At 57.6% G+C, this 21,010-nt stretch carries 16 protein-coding genes; 11 read left to right on the top strand and 5 right to left on the bottom strand.

Features of this window, described 5'->3' with window-relative positions:
* Window positions 1-31: 31 nt before the first annotated feature.
* Window positions 32-484, bottom strand: coding sequence for a universal stress protein (locus HBN68_RS18840; RefSeq protein WP_094994776.1), 453 nt, complete (start codon window positions 482-484; stop codon window positions 32-34).
* Between the two features lie 107 nt (window positions 485-591).
* On the opposite strand from HBN68_RS18840, the gene HBN68_RS18835 reads away from it, so the two are divergent.
* The 7 genes from HBN68_RS18835 (at window position 592) to HBN68_RS18805 (ending at window position 8,897) form a co-directional block, all read left to right on the top strand.
* Window positions 592-1,029, top strand: a complete 438-nt coding sequence (locus tag HBN68_RS18835; protein WP_094994775.1) for a hypothetical protein — start codon at window positions 592-594, stop codon at window positions 1,027-1,029.
* Between the two features lie 324 nt (window positions 1,030-1,353).
* The gene (fadB, locus tag HBN68_RS18830; protein ID WP_169965736.1) at window positions 1,354-3,501 is read left to right on the top strand and encodes a fatty acid oxidation complex subunit alpha FadB; all 2,148 of its coding nucleotides are present in this window, start codon (window positions 1,354-1,356) and stop codon (window positions 3,499-3,501) included.
* A 27-nt stretch (window positions 3,502-3,528) separates the two neighbouring features.
* Window positions 3,529-4,704 (top strand): acetyl-CoA C-acyltransferase FadA, encoded by a 1,176-nt coding sequence (fadA, locus tag HBN68_RS18825; protein WP_047274026.1) that lies wholly within the window; start codon window positions 3,529-3,531, stop codon window positions 4,702-4,704.
* Window positions 4,705-4,810: 106 nt separating this feature from the next.
* Entirely contained in the window at window positions 4,811-5,047 is a 237-nt protein-coding gene (locus HBN68_RS18820) for a DUF1653 domain-containing protein (RefSeq protein ID WP_094994773.1), read from the top strand.
* A 114-nt stretch (window positions 5,048-5,161) separates the two neighbouring features.
* Window positions 5,162-7,789, top strand: coding sequence for a type I DNA topoisomerase (topA, locus tag HBN68_RS18815; RefSeq protein ID WP_094994772.1), 2,628 nt, complete (start codon window positions 5,162-5,164; stop codon window positions 7,787-7,789).
* 231 nt (window positions 7,790-8,020) lie between these two features.
* Window positions 8,021-8,542, top strand: coding sequence for a DUF6586 family protein (locus tag HBN68_RS18810; protein WP_169965734.1), 522 nt, complete (start codon window positions 8,021-8,023; stop codon window positions 8,540-8,542).
* A gap of 118 nt (window positions 8,543-8,660) precedes the next feature.
* The gene (locus HBN68_RS18805) at window positions 8,661-8,897 is read left to right on the top strand and encodes a hypothetical protein (RefSeq protein WP_047275661.1); all 237 of its coding nucleotides are present in this window, start codon (window positions 8,661-8,663) and stop codon (window positions 8,895-8,897) included.
* Window positions 8,898-8,967: 70 nt separating this feature from the next.
* On the opposite strand, the gene sulA is transcribed toward HBN68_RS18805, so the two are convergent.
* Window positions 8,968-9,441, bottom strand: a complete 474-nt coding sequence (gene sulA / locus HBN68_RS18800) for an SOS-induced cell division inhibitor SulA (protein ID WP_169965732.1) — start codon at window positions 9,439-9,441, stop codon at window positions 8,968-8,970.
* 12 nt (window positions 9,442-9,453) lie between these two features.
* Window positions 9,454-10,062, bottom strand: a complete 609-nt coding sequence (gene lexA, locus HBN68_RS18795; RefSeq protein ID WP_047274037.1) for a transcriptional repressor LexA — start codon at window positions 10,060-10,062, stop codon at window positions 9,454-9,456.
* A gap of 259 nt (window positions 10,063-10,321) precedes the next feature.
* Here lexA and HBN68_RS18790 point away from each other — a divergent pair, with 259 nt between their 5' ends.
* From HBN68_RS18790 to HBN68_RS18780, 3 genes are all read left to right on the top strand, one after another.
* The gene (locus HBN68_RS18790) at window positions 10,322-11,029 is read left to right on the top strand and encodes a TetR/AcrR family transcriptional regulator (RefSeq protein ID WP_094994770.1); all 708 of its coding nucleotides are present in this window, start codon (window positions 10,322-10,324) and stop codon (window positions 11,027-11,029) included.
* A gap of 181 nt (window positions 11,030-11,210) precedes the next feature.
* Window positions 11,211-12,209: a beta-N-acetylhexosaminidase gene (nagZ, locus tag HBN68_RS18785; protein ID WP_169965818.1), complete on the top strand. Its 999-nt coding sequence runs from the start codon at window positions 11,211-11,213 to the stop codon at window positions 12,207-12,209.
* A gap of 12 nt (window positions 12,210-12,221) precedes the next feature.
* Entirely contained in the window at window positions 12,222-12,959 is a 738-nt protein-coding gene (locus HBN68_RS18780; RefSeq protein ID WP_169965730.1) for an S-methyl-5'-thioinosine phosphorylase, read from the top strand.
* A 72-nt stretch (window positions 12,960-13,031) separates the two neighbouring features.
* Here the strand turns inward: HBN68_RS18780 and HBN68_RS18775 are convergent, their stop codons facing one another.
* Window positions 13,032-15,734, bottom strand: a complete 2,703-nt coding sequence (locus tag HBN68_RS18775; protein ID WP_169965728.1) for a DEAD/DEAH box helicase — start codon at window positions 15,732-15,734, stop codon at window positions 13,032-13,034.
* Between the two features lie 24 nt (window positions 15,735-15,758).
* Entirely contained in the window at window positions 15,759-19,208 is a 3,450-nt protein-coding gene (gene mfd / locus HBN68_RS18770; protein WP_169965726.1) for a transcription-repair coupling factor, read from the bottom strand.
* 286 nt (window positions 19,209-19,494) lie between these two features.
* Here mfd and HBN68_RS18765 point away from each other — a divergent pair, with 286 nt between their 5' ends.
* Window positions 19,495-20,958 (top strand): glyceraldehyde-3-phosphate dehydrogenase, encoded by a 1,464-nt coding sequence (locus HBN68_RS18765; protein WP_094994766.1) that lies wholly within the window; start codon window positions 19,495-19,497, stop codon window positions 20,956-20,958.
* Window positions 20,959-21,010 lie beyond the last annotated feature (52 nt).

Genomic DNA, 21,010 nt, shown 5'->3' with positions numbered 1-21,010 from the left:
GGTCGGGCTTTTTTGCTGTGGAGGGTGGTGCTCAATCGGTTTTTTTGAGGCTGACAGCCAATACGTCGCACGGCGCGCCATGCAGCACGTCATTGGCGGTGGAGCCGAGCAGCAGCGCCAGGCCGTGGCGGCCGTGGCTGCCGACCACGATCAGGTCGCAGCCATGATCTTTGGCGAAACCATGGATTTCTTGGCGGGGTTGGCCGTACGCCAGCTTGCAGTTGTCTTTTGTGAGTTGCGGATAGATATCGATCAGCCGGTCGAGGCGTTCTTTGGCCTGATCAAACTGTTGCTGCTGCAACTGCGACAGGTCCATGGGCACGTCGCCCCCAAAGGCCATGGCCATGGGTTCGACGATGTGGATCAGGGACAGCTTCGCGCCGTTGGCTTCAGCGCTGGCGCTGGCACGGTAAATCACCGGGTCGCACTCTTCAGTCAGGTCTACGGCAACCAAAATGTGCGTGTAGGGTTTGGGTGTGGACATGTGAGGCGCTCCTGTAAACAGTAATTGGCGATGAGTATGGCCCTTTTGCAGAGCCTTGGTTCAAGTCAGGGTCAATGCATTAATTTGAAGGCAGTGAGAGTACACATATGACGGTATGGATAGTGGTGTCAATCCTGGCGCTGATTTTGAGTCCGCTTGCCTGGCTGCGTCCTTCGCGTCGCCAAAGCGGGCGTATGGCGCTGCGTATGGAGGCGCGTCGTATGGGGTTGGCCATGCAATTGACGCCTCAGCAATGGCCGCATTGGCTGGAGCCCGAGCCGCCCGGCTCGTGCGCGCAGTTTCATCGTCCGCGGCGCGGCAGTGACCCTGATGTGTGGTGTTATTGGCAATCTGCGCCGGGAATCTGGGTCAATCAATGGCGTGAAGTCTGTACAGACGAGCGCTTGCTGGCGCAGTTTCGCAAGTTGCCAGCGAACGTTTACAAGGTTGAAGCAGGCAAGCAAATGATTGCGCTGTATTGGGGCGAGAAGGGCGAATCGCAGGTGTTGGTGGCGATCGACGAAACGCTTAAAGCCCTTGCCTGAGCAGGCGGCAACTGCCCCGAGCCTGCGTGCGTGACAGCAGCGCCTGCCGTTCGCAGGCGACCAGGAACTGACTGACAGGTCGTTTTGTCATCGTTGTTTCGGACAATTGACAAGCGCACGCTTTTCCGTGAAGGTGTCGACACCCAAATCAAACGGGCGTATGAATCGAGTGTTTGCCACACAGGCAGCATTCGCATAACCCCGAATATCGCGTTGGCGGGTGTGCCTGGTGGATTGGCGTTAGCATTGACGGTGTCGTCATTGCCAGCCAGACGCTAGCGTCCGACGTGTACTGTTCAGCTTCCATATCCTGGAGATCAGTTGATGATTTACGAAGGTAAAGCCATCACGGTTACGGCTCTTGAAAGTGGCATCGTCGAACTGAAGTTCGACCTCAAGGGTGAGTCCGTCAACAAGTTCAACCGTCTAACCCTGAACGAATTGCGTCAGGCAGTCGATGCGATCAAGGCAGATGCTTCGGTCAAGGGCGTTATTGTTTCCAGTGGCAAAGACGTCTTTATCGTCGGCGCGGACATCACCGAATTCGTCGAAAACTTCAAGTTGCCGGATGCCGAGCTGATTGCTGGCAACCTCGAAGCCAACAAGATCTTCAGTGACTTCGAAGACCTCAATGTTCCAACCGTAGCAGCCATCAACGGTATTGCACTGGGCGGTGGTCTGGAAATGTGCCTGGCGGCGGATTTCCGTGTGATGGCCGACAGCGCAAAAATCGGTCTGCCGGAAATCAAACTCGGCATCTACCCGGGCTTCGGCGGCACTGTTCGCTTGCCGCGCCTGATTGGTGTGGACAACGCTGTTGAGTGGATCGCGTCCGGCAAAGAAAACCGTGCTGAAGATGCCTTGAAAGTCGGTGCCGTTGACGCTGTAGTGACAGCCGACAAGCTGGGCGCCGCAGCATTGGACCTGATCAAGCGTGCCATTAGCGGCGAGCTGGACTACAAGGCCAAGCGTCAGCCAAAACTTGAGAAGCTCAAGCTGAACGCCATCGAGCAAATGATGGCATTCGAAACCGCTAAAGGTTTCGTGGCCGGTCAGGCCGGTCCAAACTACCCGGCACCGGTTGAAGCGATTAAAACTATCCAGAAGGCTGCGAACTTCGGTCGCGATAAAGCGCTGGAAGTTGAAGCGGCAGGTTTTGCAAAACTGGCTAAAACCTCAGCATCGCAATGCCTGATCGGGTTGTTCCTGAATGATCAGGAGCTGAAGAAAAAAGCCAAGATCCACGACAAGATCGCCAAAGACGTGAAGCAGGCTGCCGTTCTGGGCGCAGGCATCATGGGCGGCGGTATTGCCTATCAGTCGGCCTCCAAGGGCACGCCGATCCTGATGAAGGACATCAACGAGCACGGCATCGAGCAAGGGTTGGCGGAAGCCGCCAAGTTGCTGGTGGGCCGCGTTGATAAAGGCCGTATGACGCCAGCCAAAATGGCTGAAGTGCTCAATGGCATTCGTCCTACTCTGTCCTACGGTGATTTCGGTCACGTGGACCTGGTGGTTGAAGCAGTCGTTGAAAACCCGAAGGTCAAACAAGCGGTGCTGGCTGAAGTTGAAGATCACGTCAAGGAAGATGCCATTCTGGCGTCGAACACCTCGACCATTTCCATCAGCCTGTTGGCAAAAGCCCTCAAGCGTCCGGAAAACTTCGTCGGCATGCACTTCTTTAACCCGGTGCACATGATGCCGTTGGTTGAAGTGATTCGTGGCGAGAAATCCAGCGATCTGGCCGTAGCCACTACGGTTGCCTACGCCAAGAAAATGGGTAAAAACCCGATCGTCGTTAACGACTGCCCGGGCTTTTTGGTCAACCGTGTGCTGTTCCCGTACTTCGGCGGCTTCGCCAAGCTGGTCAGCGCTGGCGTCGACTTCGTGCGCATCGACAAGGTCATGGAAAAATTCGGCTGGCCAATGGGCCCGGCGTACCTGATGGACGTGGTCGGCATCGACACTGGCCACCATGGTCGCGACGTGATGGCGGAAGGTTTTCCGGACCGTATGAAAGACGACCGTCGTTCAGCGATTGATGCACTGTACGAAGCCAAGCGCCTGGGTCAGAAAAACGGTAAGGGTTTCTACGCTTACGAGGCTGACAAGCGCGGCAAGCAGAAGAAAATCGTGGACTCAAGTGTGCTTGAGGTGCTCAAGCCGATCGTTTATGAACAGCGCGATGTCACCGACGAAGACATCATCAACTGGATGATGATCCCGCTGTGCCTTGAAACCGTGCGTTGCCTGGAAGACGGCATCGTTGAAACCGCAGCCGAGGCCGACATGGGCCTGGTGTACGGTATCGGTTTCCCTCCATTCCGTGGCGGCGCCCTGCGTTACATCGACTCGGTCGGTGTTGCAGAGTTCGTGGCCCTGGCTGATCAGTACGCTGAACTGGGCGCGCTGTACCACCCGACTGCGAAGCTGCGTGAAATGGCCAAAAACGGCCAGAGCTTCTTCGGTTAAGCGCCCCATTAGAGTGAGAGTGAAATTATGAGCTTGAATCCTAGAGACGTGGTGATTGTAGACTTCGGTCGCACCCCGATGGGCCGCTCCAAGGGTGGCATGCACCGCAACACCCGTGCTGAAGACATGTCTGCGCACCTGATCAGCAAAGTGCTGGAGCGCAACAGCAAGGTTGATCCGAACGAAGTAGAAGATGTGATTTGGGGCTGTGTTAACCAGACCCTGGAGCAAGGCTGGAACATCGCGCGCATGGCGTCGTTGATGACCCAGATCCCGCACACCTCGGCTGCCCAGACCGTGAGCCGCCTGTGCGGTTCATCCATGAGCGCTTTGCACACCGCTGCGCAAGCCATCATGACCGGTAACGGTGACGTATTTGTGGTGGGCGGCGTCGAGCACATGGGTCACGTGAGCATGATGCATGGTGTCGATCCCAACCCGCATATGTCGCTGTATGCGGCAAAGGCGTCGGGCATGATGGGCCTGACCGCTGAAATGCTGGGCAAGATGCACGGTATCACTCGCGAACAACAGGATGCTTTCGGCGTTCGTTCGCACCAGTTGGCCCACAAGGCGACGATTGAAGGCAAGTTCAAAGACGAAATCATCCCGATGCAGGGATATGACGAAAATGGCTTCCTGAAAACCTTCGACTACGATGAGACCATTCGTCCGGAAACAACCATGGAAAGCCTGGCGGCGTTGAAACCTGCGTTCAACCCTAAGGGCGGCACTGTTACCGCCGGTACCTCGTCGCAAATCACCGATGGTGCTTCGTGCATGATCGTGATGTCGGCTCAGCGTGCAAAAGACCTTGGTCTGGAGCCGCTGGCGGTGATTCGTTCGATGGCCGTTGCAGGTGTTGATCCGGCAATTATGGGTTATGGTCCGGTTCCAGCGACGCAAAAAGCCTTGAAGCGCGCGGGCTTGAGCATGGCTGATATTGACTTCATCGAGCTCAATGAAGCATTCGCTGCACAGGCTCTGCCAGTGCTGAAAGATTTGAAAGTGCTCGACAAGATGAATGAGAAGGTTAACCTGCATGGCGGCGCCATCGCTCTGGGTCATCCATTTGGATGCTCAGGTGCGCGTATCTCCGGCACCTTGCTCAATGTAATGAAACAAAATGGCGGCACCTTCGGGTTGTCCACCATGTGCATTGGTCTTGGCCAGGGCATAGCAACTGTCTTCGAACGCGTCTAAGCGTTGCGTTGACAGAAGCCGGGGCCAAGTGCCCCGGTTTTTGTTTTTATGACTTTTTAATCGTTATGAGCTTTAATTTTTTTATCCGTAAAAAAGGTGTTGCAACATGCCGCTACAACCTGGCCTCTATCAACATTACAAAGGGCCACACTATCGGGTATTCAATGTGGCTCGCCATTCTGAAACCGAAGAAGAAGTGGTGTTTTACCAAGCCCTGTATGGGGATTTCGGTTTTTGGGTACGCCCATTGAGCATGTTTTTGGAAACGGTCGAAGTGGATGGCGAGCAGGTACCGCGCTTTGCACTGATTGAGGCCGAACCCAGTCTTTTTCCCCGGCCATAAGTGGGCGTCGCGCAGCACCCTGCGCTTGACCTCACCTTGTTGCCACTATATATAGCGGTGCCGCGTCAGGCGCGAACCGCCTTTCACTTCTAGAATTCAGGAATTTTCTGATCCATGGGCAAATCGCTGGTCATTGTGGAATCCCCGGCTAAGGCCAAGACCATCAACAAGTACTTGGGTAACGAGTACGTGGTGAAGTCGAGTATCGGCCATATCCGAGACCTGCCCACCAGCGGTTCGGCTAGCGCCAGCAAAGAACCGGCTGCCAAGCGTGGCAAGGCCGCGGCGGGCGAAGCGCCGGCTTTGTCGCCGAAAGAGAAAGCTCAAAAGCAGCTGATCTCACGCATGGGCGTCGATCCGGAGCACGGCTGGAAAGCCAAGTACGAGATCCTTCCCGGAAAGGAAAAGGTCATCGAGGAGCTGCGCCGGCTCGCCAAGGATGCTGACACCATCTATCTCGCAACCGACTTGGATCGCGAGGGGGAGGCCATTGCATGGCACCTGCGCGAAGCCATCGGTGGTGATGACAGTCGCTACAAGCGCGTGGTGTTCAACGAGATCACCAAAAAGGCTATTCAGGAAGCGTTCTCCAAACCGGGCGAACTCGACATCAACCGTGTCAACGCCCAGCAAGCGCGCCGTTTTCTCGATCGCGTGGTGGGCTATATGGTTTCGCCGTTGCTGTGGGCAAAAATTGCCCGTGGCTTGTCGGCAGGTCGTGTGCAATCGGTGGCCGTGAAGCTGGTAGTCGAGCGTGAGCGCGAAATTCGGGCATTCAACCCTGAAGAATACTGGGAAGTTCATGCGGACCTTGGCACGGCCAAAGGCGCAAAAGTGCGCTTCGATGTGGCCCGCGAAAAAGGCGAGGCCTTCAAACCGCTGAACGAAGCCCAGGCCATGGCCGCGCTGGAGAAGCTCAAGGCGTCCAGCTACACCATCGCCAAGCGTGAAGACAAACCGACCAGCAGCAAGCCGTCGGCACCGTTCATTACCTCCACCCTGCAACAGGCCGCGAGCAATCGCCTGGGCTTCGGGGTGAAGAAAACCATGATGATGGCCCAGCGCTTGTACGAAGCGGGCTACATCACGTATATGCGTACCGACTCCACCAACCTGTCGGCGGATGCGGTTGAAATGGCCCGCACCTACATTGAAGGTGAGTTCGGCGCGTCCTATCTGCCGCCAGCCCCTAACGTGTACAGCAGCAAGGAAGGCGCACAAGAGGCTCACGAAGCGATTCGTCCTTCTGACGTGAACATGCACCCGAGCAAGCTGTCAGGCATGGAGCGGGACGCTGAGCGCCTTTACGAGCTGATCTGGCGCCAGTTTGTGGCGTGCCAAATGCTGCCGGCCAAATACCTGTCTACTACCGTGAGCGTGGCGGCCGGTGATTTTGAGTTGCGTGCCAAAGGTCGCATCCTGAAGTTTGACGGTTACACCCGTGTCATGCCGCAAATTGCCAAGCCGGGCGACGACGATGTGTTGCCTGACATGGCTCAGGGTGACGTGCTGAAGCTGATCAATCTCGATCCTACCCAGCATTTCACCAAGCCCCCGGCCCGCTACTCCGAAGCCAGCCTGGTCAAAGAGATGGAAAAACGTGGCATTGGTCGTCCATCGACCTATGCGGCAATCATTTCGACCATTCAGGATCGCGGCTATGTGGCCTTGCACAATCGCCGTTTTTACTCCGAAAAAATGGGCGATATCGTTACCGAGCGTTTGTCCGAGAGTTTCTCTGACCTGATGGACTACGGCTTCACCGCCGGCATGGAAGAAAACCTCGATGACGTGGCTCAGGGTGAGCGCGACTGGAAGAACGTGCTGGACGAGTTCTACGGCAGCTTCAAGAAGAAACTTGAGGTGGCGGCTGACCCGGACAGTGGCATGCGTGCCAACCAGCCGGTGATGACCGACATTCCGTGCAAGGAATGTGGGCGTCCGATGCAGATCCGTACGGCATCGACCGGTGTATTCCTCGGTTGCTCGGGTTATAGCCTGCCGCCGAAAGAGCGTTGCAAGGCCACCGTGAACTTGGTCCCTGGCGATGAGATCGCAGCCGACGATGAGGGCGAGTCGGAGTCGCGTGTTTTGCTGGGCAAGCACCGTTGCCCGATTTGCAGTACCGCAATGGATGCTTACCTGCTGGATGAGAAGCACAAGCTGCACATCTGTGGTAACAACCCGGATTGCGCTGGCTACGAAATCGAAGAGGGCAGCTACCGCATCAAGGGCTATGAAGGCCCGAGCCTGGAATGTGACAAGTGTGGCAGCGAGATGCAGCTCAAGACCGGTCGTTTCGGCAAGTTCTTCGGCTGCACCAATGCGCAGTGCAAAAACACCCGCAAGCTGCTGAAAAGCGGTGAAGCGGCGCCGCCGAAAATGGACCCGGTGAAAATGCCGGAGCTAAAGTGCGAGAAGGTCAACGACACCTACATTCTGCGTGATGGTGCTTCGGGGTTGTTCCTGGCAGCCAGCCAGTTCCCGAAAAACCGTGAGACCCGTGCGCCGCTGGTGATTGAAATCATCCCGCACAAGGATGAGATCGATCCGAAGTATCACTTCTTGTGCGAAGCGCCGAAGAAAGACCCCGATGGTCGACCTGCTGTGATCCGCTACAGCCGTAAAACCAAAGAGCAGTACGTGCAAACTGAGGTGGACGGCAAGCCGACAGGCTGGCGTGCGTTTTACGACGGCTCCAGCTGGAAGGTTGAAGACAAGCGCAAAGAAAAAGACGCGTGATAAGTTGCTGAACGACTGAAAAACCGCGCGATGGCATCATGCCTCGCGCGGTTTTTTTTTGGCTCAGGGGTTGAGGTCTACGGTAGGTAAGGTGGCTGATGCGTTCTCACGACGACTTCGTGGTCGGCGCGCCTGGCGCGGCGCATTCATAGCGCCACCCTCTTGCGCCTGTCACCTCATTTCCCGGAGACTGCTCAGCCTGCCCTCATCCTTTTGCTGTGGAGTGCCTTTATGGCTCACGAACTCTATACCCGCACCAATCAGAAAATCTATTTTGCGGGCCTGGCGCTGGAAACCATGAACAAAGCACTGCAAGGTGGGGCCATGAACGCGCAGGCATTGCTGCAGGCAGAGCGCGAATCAGCGGTATTTCACTTGTATGGCGCGTTGCTAGGTTTATGTCATGAAATTGCAGGTTTCTATCGATTGCCGCAGGCCCATGCCAATCGTGTGGAGTTGTTGCTAACTCAAGAGGTGCTGGACGCTAAAGCTATTCCAGAGCTTGCGGAGATGGTTGAGCTGGCAAGATCGCCGGGCACTTGGCTGGCGCAATTGGTGGCAGCGCATGCAGCCCTGTATCAACCGTTGCAGGCGCCTAAAAAGATCAAGGCCGATGTGTTTCAACCCTTGATTGAAGTTGTCAGTGTGGAAGGCGACGGGCCGGAAACGCTCAGTCGCGACACCCTGGAAGAATGGCGTCAAAACCTTAAGAAAATGGCCATACGCTTTCGCGATGGACTCAATGAGTGCTAAAAGTCGGGTTCGAAACTGTACGGTCATTCATCAGGACGTCATTAAAGCGTCATAGAACGTGGCAAATTTCTGAAGGATGACTGATATAATCCCGCGCTTTCGTGGAGAACCAACTTTTATGCCAACGTCCTTTCTAGAAATTGTCGAATTGCCTGACGGCCGTATCGAGTTGCGCCGGGCTGAGGACGAGGGGTCTTTGGTGACGCTGAACTTCTCCGAAGATGCCAAGGCCTTTCTTCAGGGGCAGCATGTTGAAGTGGCAAAAGCCATGTTGAGTGTTGGTGTGCAAATGGCGGGGCGGCTGGCCGAGGGCGAGCTGGAAAAAGAGGATGAAGGACCGCGCATCCTTCACTAAGTGTTTCTGGTTGAACCTCTAAACGGCTGGCTTCTGTGTCCTGTAGAAGCCCCGTGCTGCTCGCGTCTGGTTAGCCCAATCGAATATTCAGGCTTTGCCCTTGACCCATCAGCGCTGAGCCGATCAATTGTTGGCGAGCCGTGCTATTGAGCGGGTTTATCCAGCTCACCACCGTGTGGCTACGGCCCAGGCGCAGCGCTTCGCAAGTCAATTGCAAGGCGCTCTTGTTGCCGTTGGGTTGGAGCAGCAAGATGCGTTCGCGGTTCAGTCCGGCATCACGCAGCCAGGTTTGTGTCAGGCTGGCCGGTGGTGCGATCAGTGTCAGCCAGCGCTCATCTTGTTGCTCGCTGAGTTCGCGAAGCATGGGGGCCAGCAGGCTCAAGCAGTTCTCGGCAGCGCCGCGTAGCGACAGTTCACTGAAAACTTCAGGTTCTGCGCGCCAGGGTGAATCAAGCACGGTCTTGATCGTGGCTGGTATGGGTTGAGCCATGAATGCCTCGAATAAAGGGAGTTGTGCGGGTAGCGATGTGTGCGGGAACTGCATGACGCCTCCTTATTAACGGCGAATAACGCCGACACTCAGGCCTTCGATAACCAGCTCCTGCTCTTTGAGGTTGACCTCAATGGGCGCGAAATCGGGGTTTTCGGCGATCAGCCAGACCTTGCTGCCTTCTCGCTTGAATCGCTTGACCGTTACTTCGTCATCAATACGTGCAACCACAATTTGCCCGTTTCTGGCCTCGCGGCACGTGTGAACAGCAAGCAGGTCGCCATCAAAGATGCCAACGTCCTTCATACTCATGCCCTGGACGCGCAATAAGTAGTCGGCCCGCGGATGGAAGAAGGTCGGGTTGATGTTGCAGGATTCTTCAACGTGTTCCTGCGCCAGTATGGGAGCGCCAGCCGCCACTCGACCGATGATGGGCAGGGTGGACTCGTCGGCGCTGGCCTCGAAACCGGGAATCCGTATGCCCCGTGAGGCCCCCGGCGTCATTTCGATGGCGCCCTTGCGGGCCAGGGCCTTGAGGTGTTCCTCGGCGGCATTGGGCGACTTGAAGCCCAGCTCCTGTGCAATTTCGGCACGGGTGGGCGGGTATCCGTTGTCATCCAGGCAGCGTTTGATAAAGGCCAGGATCTCAGCTTGGCGTGGCGTCAGTTTTAGCATATTGATCGCTCTGTCTTTTTATACAGTGACTGGGATTATATACAGTGAAGGCTCATTGGCAATGCTCCATTTTTAACCGTCCGCTGGACGGTCGTCGATGAGCAATGAGGCGGCTACTTTATCAGCACAGGCCACGTCGTCCGAGGCTGTGGTTAAATGCGGGACTGGCCGGTCGCAAAAAGAATGCCCACCTTGACTTTTAACAAACTGAAACGTATGTTTCAAACAACTGTTTAAGTGTTTGTCAGCCGGAGTAGACATGGCCCAGTCGGAAACCGTTGAACGTATCCTTGATGCTGCCGAGCAGCTGTTCGCGGAAAAAGGTTTTGCCGAGACTTCATTGCGGCTGATTACCAGCAAGGCCGGGGTTAACCTGGCAGCTGTGAATTACCATTTCGGGTCCAAGAAAGCGCTGATTCAGGCAGTTTTTTCGCGTTTCCTCGGGCCTTTCTGCGCCAACCTCGATCGTGAACTGGAGCGGCGTCAGGCCAAGCCGGACAATCGTCCCGAGCTCGAAGAGTTGCTGGAAATGTTGGTGGAGCAAGCGCTGGTGATTCAGCCGCGCAGCGGCAACGACCTGTCCATTTTCATGCGTTTGCTGGGTTTGGCGTTCAGTCAGAGTCAGGGGCATTTGCGTCGTTATCTTGAAGACATGTATGGCAAGGTCTTTCGCCGCTACATGCTGCTGGTCAATGAGGCTGCGCCGCAAATCCCGCCGATTGAACTGTTTTGGCGTGTGCACTTCATGCTGGGTGCGGCTGCGTTCAGCATGTCCGGGATCAAGGCGCTGCGGGCAATTGCCGAAACCGACTTCGGTGTTAACACCTCGATTGAGCAAGTCATGCGCTTGATGGTGCCTTTTCTGGCCGCTGGCATGCGTGCGGAAAGCGGCGTGCTCGATCCGGCGATGGCGGCGGCGCAAATGCGTCCGCGCAACAAATCTTCTCAGGCCAGCCCCAAGGTTTGACCTGACGCGGGTGGGCGAGGCTGCGCAGTTCCGCTAAGCTTGCCGCCATGCTCATTCCCGCCTTGTTTCCCTGTGTCCTCTTTACGGCTGCTGCCAACACTGCTGGCGCGCGCGCCGCTGTCTGCGTGCGGGACCAGGAAGCAAGCGCACTTTCTTTGAAGGAATACCCATGAGTTCTGCCTTGCAAGGCTCCTTGATGGTGGACGTCGCCGGCACTTGGCTGACGGCCGACGACCGACACCTGTTACGCCAGCCTGAAGTGGGCGGCCTGATTATTTTTGCGCGTAACATTGAGCACCCGCGTCAGGTGCGTGAGCTGTGTGCTTCGATTCGGGCCATTCGCCCCGACCTGCTGCTGGCGGTGGATCAGGAAGGCGGGCGGGTTCAACGCTTACGCCAGGGGTTCGTCCGATTGCCCGCTATGCGCGCTATCGCGGATAACCCCAATGCAGAGTACCTGGCCGAGCAGTGTGGCTGGATCATGGCTACCGAAGTCCTGGCCGTTGGCCTGGATTTGAGCTTCGCGCCGGTGCTGGACCTGGATTACCAACGCAGCGCCGTGGTCGGCAGCCGCTCATTTGAGGGCGATCCAGAGCGCGCTGCAGCCTTGGCCGGCGCTTTCATCCGTGGGATGAACGACGCTGGCATGGCCGCCACGGGTAAGCATTTCCCGGGGCACGGGTGGGCAGAAGCCGATTCCCACGTGGCCATTCCTGTCGATGAGCGCAGCCTTGAACAGATCCGCAGCCACGACCTGGTGCCGTTCGCACGTTTGAGCCGGCAGTTGGCGGCGGTCATGCCCGCTCATGTGATCTATCCCAATGTTGACAGCCAGCCTGCGGGCTTTTCCCGTCGCTGGTTGCAAGACATCCTGCGCGGCGAGTTGGGCTTTGATGGCGTCATTTTCAGTGATGACTTGTCAATGGCCGGTGCCCATGTGGTGGGGGATGCGGCCAGCCGGATCGAAGCCGCCTTGTCGGCTGGCTGTGACATGGGGTTGGTATGCAATGACCGGGCTGCGGCTGAATTGGCCCTCACGGCGGCTCAGCGCCTGAAGGTCACGCCTTCGGCCCGCATTGCACGCATGCGCAGTCAGGCCTTCGCCAGCACGGACTACCGCCAGGACCCGCGTTGGCAGGTGGCGATTGGTGCGCTCAAAGATGCTCAGTTGATTGATTAAAGGATCGCGTTGATGACGGTTTACGCAATTATTGGTGGCACAGGCCTGACCCAGCTTGAAGGGTTGACCATTACGCGCTCATTGGCGCTGGATACCCCGTATGGCCCGACGTCAGCCGACATTCAGATCGGCGAATTAGCGGGACGTGAAGTGATGTTTCTGGCGCGCCACGGCCACCCGCATCGGGTCCCGCCCCATCAGGTGAACTACCGTGCAAACATCTGGGCGTTGAAACAGGCCGGTGCGCAGGCCATTTTGGCTGTTAATGCCGTAGGCGGGATCCATATGGCCATGGGCACCGGGCATTTTTGCGTACCCCACCAAGTGATTGATTACACCAGCGGTCGTGAACACACGTTTTTTGCGGGTGATCTGGAGCATGTGACGCACATTGACTTCAGCTATCCCTACACGCAATCCCTGCGTGAGCACTTGATTGACGCACTGGCTGCCGAGGGTTGTTCCTACAGTTCTCATGGTGTGTATGCAGCAACCCAAGGGCCGCGTCTTGAGACAGTGGCCGAAATTGCCCGGCTTGAGCGTGACGGCTGTGACATTGTCGGCATGACCGGCATGCCAGAGGCGGCACTGGCCCGTGAGCTGGAACTCGAATACGCCTGCCTGGCGTTGGTCGTAAACCCGGCAGCGGGCAAGTCCACGGCGATTATTACCATGGCCGAAATCGAACAGGCCCTGCACGACGGCATGGGTAAGGTCAAAGCGACGCTGGCACGTGTGCTGGCAGGGTAATCTCTTTCACCGTTGTAGCCGCCAGACGGAGCTTCGCGCTGTTTGTCAGCGGCTACAGGGTTGGGGTTGGGCTTAACGCTTTTCGTTTTTGGGTGGCAGGGGCGCGAACAGGGCTTCGATATCGTCGTCCTGCAACTTCCAGTCTCCCGCAATACGGCCGTCCAAAACGCCTGCGGCCAAATCCGATTTTTCCTGCTGCAAGTGCTGGATTTTCTCTTCTACGGTACCGCGGGCAATCATCTTGTACACAAACACCGGTTTTTCTTGCCCGATGCGATAGGCGCGGTCGGTGGCCTGGTTCTCGGCCGCCGGGTTCCACCACGGGTCGTAATGAATCACGGTGTCCGCTTCGGTCAGGTTCAAGCCCACGCCTCCGGCCTTGAGGCTGATCAGGAAAATCTGCAGTTTGCCGCTCTGAAAGTCTTTGACGGGGGTACGTCGGTCCCGCGTTTGACCGGTGAGCAGGGCATAGGCAATGTTGCGCTTCTTCAATTCCGCTTCGATCAGCCCGAGCATCGAGGTGAATTGCGAAAACAGAAGAATGCGCCGGCCCTCTGCGAACAACGCGTCAAGCATCACCATCAAGCTGTCGAGCTTGCCCGACGTACTGCCTTTTTTCGGCGGGTTATCACTCACAAGCCGCAAGTCGCAGCACACCTGACGCAGCTTGAGCAGCGCTTCAAGAATGATGATCTGGCTGCGCCCGACCCCTTTGCGGGTGATTTCATCGCGCACTTTCTTGTCCATCGCCAGGCGCATGGTTTCGTATACATCCCGCTGCGCCTCGTTCAGATCAACCCACTGGATGATCTCGGTCTTGGGCGGCAGCTCGGTGGCGACCTGCTCTTTGGTGCGGCGCAGCAGAAACGGTTTGATGCGTGCGTTCAAGTGTTGCAAGCGCTCATCGTTGCCCTGGCGCTCGATCGGCACCCGATAGTCGCGATTGAAGGCTTTGACATCCCCCAACCAGCCGGGCAGCAAAAAGTGAAACAGCGCCCACAGCTCCCCAAGATGGTTTTCCAGTGGCGTGCCACTCAGGCACAGACGTTGCCGGGCCACCAGTTCGCGCGCGGCCTGGGAAGCCTTGCTGTTCGGGTTTTTGATGTACTGCGCTTCGTCGAGGATCAGGATGTGCAGCGGCACCTTGGCCAACAGGTCAATGTCTTTGGGCAACAACGCATAGGTGGTCAGGATCAGGTCGTATTCGTTGAGGTGTTCGTAGTGTTTTTTGCGGCTGGCCCCATACAGCGCCAGCACCTTGAGCTGAGGTGTGAAGTGCGTGGCTTCGTCCATCCAGTTCGGGATCAGGCTGGTGGGCATCACCACCATGGCCGGACGGTCCAGTCTTCCTGCGTGTTTTTCACACAGAATATGCGCTAGGGTTTGCAAGGTTTTACCCAGTCCCATGTCATCCGCAAGAATCCCGCCCACCTCAAGCTGGCGTAGCGACTGCATCCAGCTCAGGCCTTCCAGTTGGTAGGGGCGCAAGGTGGCATTGAGCCCCTGTGGTGGCTCCACGCTGAAATCCTTGATGTCGCGCAAACGCTGAGCGAACCCGCGAATCTGTTCGCCGCCCTCCCAGCGCAGCGGTAGAGCGTCCAGTGCATTGAGCCGTGGCGCGTCTGCGCTTTTGATGCGCAACGTTGTGGTGCCCGGTTCGCCCAGGTAAAACTCACCCAACGTGGCCAGCACGGGCTTCAGACGTCCGTAGGGCAGGGCGACTTGCAGCGGTACTTGTGTGCTGTTGGGAATGGCCGGGATGTTCACCAGAATCAGTTCGTCATCTCGGCGTTTGGCCAGTTTTTCCGGACTGAGAATCTCGGTGTGCGAGCGCATCAGGTTCAGCAGGATCGGTAGCAGGCTCAGGCGCTGGCCATTGACGATAATCCCCAGTTCCAGGTCGAACCAGTCACGTTCCGGCGCTTCGTCGACGTTGGCATACCAGTCTTCGACAGGGCTCAAGTCAAAGCCGAAATGCTCGTCAATCTGTAACTCCCAGCCCTTGTCACGCAAGCTGTTCATCTGATTGAGGGTGAAGTTCAGCCAGGCACTGTCGTTGACCAGTTCAAACAGTTCACCGGCGCTTTCAGGCAGGGCTTTGCTCTGGCGGGTAGCGATTTTGAAGCCGAGGGTGCGCAGTTGCTCGCGGCAGGCGTGTTCTGTTTCCGGGTGACGCTTGATGCGCAGGACGTGGTCATCCTGGCGAATCAGCACGTCGGCGTTTTTCTGTCCCGAAACGTACTGTTCCAGGTATTTGAAAGACAGTGCGGCACGGTGCTGGATGTAACGCTGCATTTTGCCGTTGCGCGGCTCGAACGCACTGAACTCAGCACTGGCCAGCCATAAGCGCGGCACCGGTTGCACGTCGTCTATCAGTTGTTCGGGCAGGTTGGCAGGGCGACGCGAGTCGAGCACGGCTTGCAGTTTTTCCAGAAGCTCGGCGTCCTGGGCAGCAGCAGGGTAGTTCAAAGTGTCTTCAATCTTCAGTAGTACGGCCGCTGTGTGCTTGCAGTTGGTGCGCACAGGGCAGGTGCAATTCGCGCTCACCAGCAGCAACGAGCCTTTGGCAGACTCGCGCAATTCGATGGTCTGGCGGTAAGGGTTTTCGCCTGAGCCCTGACAGCTGGACGTGATCAGGCTGTCACCGATCTGGGCGATTCTGACGCGATTTTCCCGGGCGTAGCGACGGCCACGCTCAAGGGTTTGCTCTTTAAACCGACTGACCCAGGTTGGCGCCAGCGGTTTGGTCAGTCGGGGTGTCGAGTTCAGGGGCATGTGGACTTCATTGTGCGGGCCCCATCAAGAAGGCTTCGGTGTCAGGCGCTCAAATAGCGCCTCGATGGTGTTGAAGCGTTCATCCGGGCGTTCCATGGGCACCATGAACTTGAACAGCGTCGCGCCTTCAAACTTGTAGCGATTGGGTTGGCCCTGAATCAGTTTGATCAGTACCAGCGGATCGACCGGCGTGTCGGCGGCAAACTCAATGCGCCCGCCTTGCGGCCCGGCATCCACTTTTTTGATACCCAGTTGCTCGGCGTGCAGCTTGAGCAAGGTAATGCGCACCAGATTTTTGGTCGGTTCCGGGAGCAGTCCGAAGCGGTCGATCATCTCGACCTGCAAGTCCTTCAAGCCCTCTTCGTCGGTCGCTGAAGCGATGCGCTTGTACAGGATCAGCCGCGCATGCACATCTGGCAGGTACGACTCGGGAATCAGCGCTGGCACGCGCAGGTTGATCTCCGGGCCACCGCCCAACGGCTGGTCGAGGTTCGGTTGTTCGCCCTTGCGGATCGATTTGACGGCGCGTTCGAGCATTTCCATGTACAGGGTGAAACCCACGGCCTGGATCTGCCCGCTTTGACCGTCGCCCAACAGCTCACCGGCGCCCCGGATTTCCAGGTCGTTGGTGGCCAGTACAAAGCCGGCACCCAGGTCCTGGGTATTGGCGATGGCCTCCAGGCGCTTTTGCGCGTCCCCGGTAATTTGCTGGCGTGGCGGGGTCAACAGGTATGCGTAAGCCTGGTGGTGACTGCGACCCACACGGCCGCGCAACTGGTGCAATTGCGCCAGGCCGAACTTGTCGGCGCGTTCGATGATGATTGTGTTCGCACTGGGCACGTCGATGCCAGTCTCGATGATGGTCGAAGCGATCAGTACGTTGAAACGTTTGTGATAGAAGTCGCTCATCACTTGTTCGAGTTCACGCTCGCGCATCTGGCCGTGACCGATGCCGATACGGGCTTCGGGAACGAGTTCAGCCAGATCGGTCGCACATTTCTCGATGGTCTTTACATCGTTGTGCAGGTAGTAAACCTGCCCGCCGCGCAGCAGTTCACGCAGCAGGGCTTCTTTGACCGTGCTGTTGTTTTGCTCCATGACGAACGTGCGCACCGACAGCCGGCGGGCGGGCGGTGTGGCAATGATCGACAAGTCGCGCATGCCCGAAACCGCCATGTTCAGCGTGCGCGGGATCGGCGTGGCGGTGAGGGTCAGGATGTCGACTTCGCTGCGCAGGGCCTTGAGCTGTTCTTTCTGACGAACGCCGAACCGGTGTTCTTCGTCAATGATGACCAGCCCGAGGTTTTTGATTTTGACGTCGTCTTGCAGCAATTTGTGGGTGCCGATCACGATGTCGATCTTGCCCTCGGCCAGATCGGCCACGGCCGCATTGATCTCTTTTGCCGATTTGAAGCGGCTCATGACTTCTACCCGCACCGGCCAGTCGGCGAATCGGTCGCGGAAGCTGTTGTAGTGTTGCTGCGCCAGCAGGGTGGTCGGGACCAGAATGGCAACCTGACGTCCGCCATGTACGGCGATAAACGCCGCGCGCATGGCCACTTCGGTCTTGCCGAAGCCCACGTCGCCACACACCAGCCGGTCCATGGGCTTGGGCGCGAGCATGTCAGCGCGTACCGCTTCAATGGCCGTCTGCTGATCGGGCGTCTCTTCAAACGGGAAACCCGCGCTGAAGGTTGCGTAGTCGGCTTTCGGATCGTCGAACGCATAGCCTTCGCGGGCGGCGCGACGGGCATAAATGTCGAGCAGCTCGGCGGCCACGTCACGAACTTGTTCGGCCGCTTTGCGTTTGGCTTTTTGCCAGGTTTCGGAGCCCAGTCGGTGCAGTGGCGCCAGCTCGTCATCACTGCCGGTGTAGCGTGCGATCAGGTGCAGGTTGGCCACGGGCACATAAAGTTTGGCGCCTTCGGCGTACTCGAGGGTCAGGAATTCGGCCACCTGATTGTCGACTTCAAGCGTCGCCAAGCCTTGATAGCGGCCTACGCCATGGTCGATGTGAACCACTGGCGCGCCTTCGCGCAGCTCGGTCAGGTTTTTGATGACGGCGTCGTTGTTGGCATCGGCGCGTTTTTCACGGCGGCGACGCTGCATCACCCGCTGGCCGAACAGCGGGCTCTCGGCAATCAGGGCCAGTGCCGGATCGTCCAGCAACAAGCCTTCATCGAGCGGGGCAATAGTGATTGCCAGACGGTGTTTGCTGGACACGAAGTCCGGCCAACTGTCGACGGTTTTGGGGCGCAGCTTCAATCGCTCGAGCAGCTCCAGCAACACTTCGCGGCGACCGGCGGACTCGGCCGTGAACAGCACGCGGCCTTCAAATTGTTCAAGAAACCCGGAGAGGGCTGCCAGCGGCTGATTGGCCTTGGCCTCGATGGCAAGATTGGGCAATGGCTGCGCCGGGAAGCGTTCGCGGCTGCTGCCGGTGTCCAGATCATCCTGACTGGCGACCACCCGCGGCCAGCTCTTCAGGCGGGCAAAGCAGTCTTCGACCGGCAGGAACAGTTCGGCCGGCGGCAATAAAGGACGGGAAGGATCAACCCGACGCTCTTCGTAGCGGTTGCGCACGTCGGACCAGAAGTTCTCGGCGGCTTGTTCGATACCGGGCAGCGAAAACACCTGAGTGTCGCCGGGCAGGTAATCGAACAGGGTGGAGGTTTCATCGAAGAACAGCGGCAGGTAGTACTCGATACCAGCTGGTGTAATCCCGCTGCTTAAATCCTGAAAGATAGGGCAGCGTCGGAAGTCGACGTCGAAACGTTCGCGGAACCGTGCTTTGAAACGCGTCACGGCATCCTTCTGCAGGGGGAACTCCCGTGCGGGAAGCAAGCGAACCGAATCGACCTTGTCGATGGAGCGCTGATTCTCTGGATCGAAGGTGCGCAAGGTTTCGATTTCGTCGTCGAACAGGTCGATCCTGTAAGGCAGCTTGCTGCCCATGGGAAACAAGTCGATCAGTGCGCCGCGTACGGCGAACTCCCCGTGCTCGTAAACCGTATCGACACAGCGATAGCCGCTGGCCTCCAGGCGGGTACGCATCTGCTCGACATCCAGCTTTTGGCCAATGTCCAGCACCAGGCTGCTGCCGAGTAGAAACTTGGTCGGCGCCAGGCGGTGTAGGGCAGTGGTGATCGGCACTACCAAAACGCCATGATCCAGCTCCGGCAAGCGGTAAAGGCTGGCGATGCGCTGGGAAATGATGTCCTGATGCGGCGAGAACAGGTCGTAGGGCAGGGTTTCCCAGTCCGGGAAGTGCAAGACCGGCAGTTCGGGCGCAAAGAACCTCAATTCTTGCTCAAGGCGCTCGGCGCTTTGGCTGTCTGCGGTCAGAAGCAGGGTGAAGCGCTTGGCGGCGCTGGCCGCCTCGGCAATTGCGAGGCTCAGGGCGGCACCGGGCAGGTTGCCCCAGTGCTGTTTGCCTGCCGTAGCAGGAAGTTTGGGTAGTCGCAGGACGGGCACGGAAGGTTGAGCTCCAAGCGTTGCGGCAAAGAGGTCGATTGTAACGGGCCTGGGGGCTGGCTGTCAGTTGTCGTCTTAAGTGGCGCGGCAAATCCTTCGGGTAAACAGCAAAATGCAGCCCGTGACCCCTTGCCACGCCCCTAAAACGCACGGGAAAAACGCGGATAGCGATTTTTTTCACCTGTAAATATTGAGGCTTAATCGTTTCAGTCAAGCCTCATGACAGGCGCACATTGCCCATGGCCAGAGCCGGCGGCATAATGTAGCCCCTTTTTTCAGCCCCTACATGTGGAAGGTTCCCGTGACTCAGAAGCCCGACCAGTGTCTTGGTGAATGGATCGACCGTGAAGCACTCGCAGAAGCGATGATTCCGCTGATTGGTCAGCTCTACCGCAATAACAACGTGGTGAGCTCGATCTATGGCCGCAGCCTGATCAACCGTTCAGTCATTGCGATTCTCAAAGCTCACCGCTTTGCGCGTCATCGCCAGTCCGATGACATCGAATTGTCCGTGCACGAAACTTTCCCGCTGCTCAAAGCGATGAGCGAACTCAAGCTGGGTGCTGCTTCGGTAGACCTGGGCAAGCTGGCCGTCAAGTTCAAGGCCGAAGGCAATGGCCGTACCGCCGAGCAGTTCGTGCGTGAAGAGCTGGCCGATGTGGTAGGTCAGCAAAACGCCGAAGCCCGTAAAGGCACCGACGTCGTGCTGTACGGTTTTGGCCGTATCGGCCGCCTGCTGGCGCGCATCCTGATCGAAAAAACCGGCGGCGGCGACGGTCTGCGCTTGCGTGCGATCGTTGTGCGCAAAGGTGCCGATAATGATCTGGTCAAGCGTGCCAGTCTGTTGCGTCGTGACTCGGTGCATGGCCCGTTCGACGGCACCATCGTGGTGGACGAAGAAAACAACACCATCACCGCTAACGGTAACCTGATTCAGGTGATCTACGCGAAGAACCCGACTGAGGTGGACTACACCCAGTACGGCATTCAAAACGCATTGCTGGTGGACAACACCGGTGTATGGCGTGACGCCGACGGTCTCGGCCAGCACCTGGCGTGCCCTGGCGTAGATCGCGTGGTCCTGACGGCGCCTGGCAAAGGCAAACTCAAGAACATCGTTCACGGCATCAACCACGGTGAAATCACCGCTGACGACAAAATCATTTCGGCTGCTTCTTGCACCACCAACGCCATTGTGCCGGTGCTTAAAGCTGTGAATGACAAGTTCGGCATTGTGAACGGTCACGTTGAAACGGTTCACTCGTACACCAACGACCAGAACCTGATCGACAACTTCCACAAGGGCGACCGCCGTGGCCGTTCGGCTGCGCTGAACATGGTCATCACCGAGACCGGCGCTGCCACGGCTGCCGCCAAGGCGCTGCCTGAGCTGGCTGGCAAGCTGACCGGTAACGCGATCCGTGTGCCGACGCCAAACGTGTCAATGGCCATCCTCAACCTGAACCTTGAGAAGCCGGCCACTCGTGAAGAAATGAACGAGTACCTGCGTCACATGGCGCTGCACTCCGAGCTGCACAAGCAGATCGACTTTGTCAGCTCGCAGGAAGTGGTTTCCACTGACTTCGTTGGCTCGCGTCATGCGGGTGTAGTTGATGCCGAAGCCACTATCTGCAACGACAACCGCGTTGTGCTGTACGTGTGGTACGACAACGAGTTCGGTTACAGCTGCCAGGTAGTGCGCGTGATGGAAGACATGGCCGGGGTTAACCCGCCAGCGTTCCCGCGCTAAGCGTCTGCTGCAAGTGAAAACGCCCCGACTGGTTCGGGGCGTTTTTGTCTCT

Origin of the sequence: Pseudomonas sp. WS 5078, from assembly GCF_012985745.1 — a bacterium.
In the GTDB taxonomy this organism is placed as follows: domain Bacteria; phylum Pseudomonadota; class Gammaproteobacteria; order Pseudomonadales; family Pseudomonadaceae; genus Aquipseudomonas; species Aquipseudomonas lundensis_A.
This window is presented reverse-complemented; position numbering and strand designations above follow the sequence as displayed.